This is a genomic window from Mesorhizobium sp. M7A.F.Ca.CA.002.05.1.1 (assembly GCF_003998335.1).
GTDB lineage: Bacteria > Pseudomonadota > Alphaproteobacteria > Rhizobiales > Rhizobiaceae > Mesorhizobium.
This window is the reverse complement of sequence record NZ_RZQI01000752.1, coordinates 1-2,961: the sequence shown is the minus strand read 5'-3', so window position 1 is coordinate 2,961 and position 2,961 is coordinate 1. Positions and strand designations below refer to the sequence as shown.

Genomic DNA, 2,961 nt, shown 5'->3' with positions numbered 1-2,961 from the left:
GGATCGGCGCGTCCTTGAGGAAGACACGGGCGATAGCCACGCGCTGGCGCTGGCCGCCTGACAGTTTGACGCCGCGCTCGCCGACAAAGGCTTCGTAGCCGGCGCGGTCCCTGTTGTCGCGCAAGGTCAGGATGAACTCGTGCGCCTCGGCCTTTTTCGCCGCCGCGATCACCTCCGCATCGGTCGCGTCAGGCATGCCGAGCTTGATGTTGTCGCGCAGCGAACGGTGGAACAGCGCCGTGTCCTGGCTGACGACGCCGATATTGGCGCGCAGCGAATTCTGCGTGACTTTGGCGACATCCTGGCCATCGATGGTGATCGACCCGCTCTCCAGATCGTAGAGGCGCAGGATCAGGTTCGCGAGCGTCGTCTTGCCGGCGCCAGACGGTCCGACCAGCCCGACCTTCTCGCCCGGCTTGACGACAAGGTCGATGCCGTTCAGCACGCCGAAACCTTTGCCGTAATGGAACTCGACGTTGTTCACCTCGATACGACCGCCTGCCACCACGAGTTCCTTGGCGTCGGGCGCATCGATGAGGCCGAGGGGCTGCGAAATCAGCGCCTTGGAGTTCTCCAGCACGCCGAGGTTTCGCAAGATGCTGTTGAGCTGCATCATCAGCCGGCCGAGCAGCATGTTGAGCCGCAGCACCAGCGACAGCGTGAAGGCGACCGCGCCGACGGTGATCGAGCCCTCGACCCAGAGATAAACGGCAAAGCAGCCGATCGCCGTGATCATAATGCCCGACAGCGTCGTCAACGCCATGCGCACGCCGGTCAGCCGGCGGGTGAACGGGCGCAATGCGTCGAGGTAGATGTCGAAACCGTTCCTGATGTAGCGGTCGTCGCCGTCGGCCGAGAACAGTTTCAGCGTCTGCACGTTGGAATAGGAATCGACGATGCGACCGGTGATCATCGAGCCGGCCTCGGCGGTTTCCTCGGCATGCTTGCGGATTGCCGGCAAGTAGAGCTTGGCCAGCCAAGCGAAAGCGGAAATCCAGATCACCACCAGCACCGCCAGCCTGAGATCGAGGCCTGCGACCAGCGCCAGCGTCGTCACCGTGTAGACGATCATGAACCAGACGACCTCGATGAAGCTTTCCATCAGGTCGCCGGTGGCTTGCCCCGCCTGCCAGACCTTTGTCGCGATGCGGCCGGCGAAATCGTTCTGGAAAAAGGCGTAGGACTGGCGCGAGACATGCCGGTGTGCCTGCCAGCGCACCAGATTGTAGAAGCCCGGCGTGATGGTCTGTTCATCGACCAGCGCCGACAGGCCGACGACGACGGTGCGGATGACCAGCACCACCACGACCATGAAAACCAGTTCAGGACCGGCGGCGGCCCACAGTGCGTGCCAGCTGCGCTCGGCGGGAAGCTGGTCGAGAATATCGACGAGCCGCCCGACGAAGTAGAACAGGCCGGCCTCGACCAGCGGCGCGATGCCGCCGATGACCAGCATGGCGAAGAAGGCGAACTTCGCCTGGCCGACATAGTGCCAGAGGAAACCGCCGACGCTGGTCGGTGGCCGAAGATTCGCTGGCTCCCTGAACGGATAGACCCAGTTCTCGAACCAGCGATAGACGGCTGTCATCATGCGGCGGCCATCATTCTGCGGCTTGCCCCTTTGCAAGTGCATCGTTGGCGGGGTCGGCGGGACCGCCCTCAAGCAGGAACCCGCCCGACTGGCGCTGCCAGAGCTGCGCGTAGAGCCCGCCGCGGGCGACGAGTTCCTCGTGCGAACCTTCCTCGATGACACGGCCTTTGTCCATCACCACCAGCCTGTCCATCGCCGCGATGGTCGACAGTCGGTGCGCGATGGCGATGACGGTCTTACCTTGCATGAGCTTGTAGAGGTTCTCCTGGATCGCCGCCTCGGCTTCGGAATCAAGCGCCGAGGTCGCTTCGTCAAGGATAAGTATTGGCGCATCCTTCAACATAACGCGAGCAATGGCGATGCGTTGACGCTGGCCGCCGGACAATTTGACGCCGCGGTCGCCGACATGGGCATCGAAGCCCTTCCGGCCACCGGCATCCGAAAGCCCTGATATGAAGTCCAGCGCCTCGGCGCGCCGCGCCGCCTCGACAAGCATCTCGTCGGTGGCATCGGGCCGGCCATAGAGGATGTTCTCGCGCACCGAACGATGCAGCAGCGAGGTGTCCTGCGTGACCATGCCGATCTGCGCACGCAGCGAATCCTGCTTCACACCGGCGATCTCCTGGCCGTCGATCAATATCTGCCCGGCTTCGAGGTCGTAGAAGCGCAGCAACAGGTTGACCAGCGTCGACTTGCCGGCGCCGGAGCGGCCTACGATGCCGACCTTTTCGCCCGGCTTCACCGCCAGCGACAAGCCTTCGATCACACCCTTCTGCTTGCCGTAGTGGAAGCGGATGTCCTCGAAGCGGATTTCACCCCTGGAAACGCTGATCTCCTTCGCGTCCGGCCTGTCCTCGACAAGACGCGGCAGCGAGATCGAGGCGATGCCGTCCTGCACCGTGCCGATGTTCTCGAACAGGCCCGACATTTCCCACATGATCCATTGCGACATGCCCCACATCCTGAGCACAAGGCCGATGACCACGGCGACCGCGCCGATCGTCACTGCTTGCCCCAGCCACAGCCACAACGCCATCGCGGTGACGGAGAACAAGAGCAATGCATTCAGGATGTAAAGCGAGCCAAAAAGCACTGTCACCAGCCGCATCGACCGGTAGACCGTTTCGAGAAAGCCGGACATGCCGTCTTTGGCGAATGACGCTTCGCGGCGTGCATGGCTGAACAGCTTGACCGTCTGGATGTTGGAGTAGCTATCGACGACCCGGCCGGTCATGATCGAGCGCGCATTGGCCTGCTCCTCGCCGACCTTGCCCAACCGCGGGATGAAGTAGCGCAGCAAAAGGATATAGCCGACCAGCCAGACGCCGAGCGGCGCGGCCAGCCGCCAGTCGGCCGAGCCGACGATGAGC

At 63.3% G+C, this 2,961-nt stretch carries 2 protein-coding genes; both read right to left on the bottom strand.

All coding sequences use genetic code 11. The features are described 5' to 3' along the window. The coding region (locus EN939_RS27830; RefSeq protein WP_164751278.1) for an ABC transporter ATP-binding protein at positions 1 to 1,591 on the bottom strand (1,591 nt) is incomplete at its 3' end. A gap of 10 nt (positions 1,592 to 1,601) precedes the next feature. Beyond that, positions 1,602 to 2,961, bottom strand: a 1,360-nt coding sequence (locus EN939_RS27825; protein ID WP_164751277.1) for an ABC transporter ATP-binding protein, incomplete at its 5' end; no start/stop codon positions are given.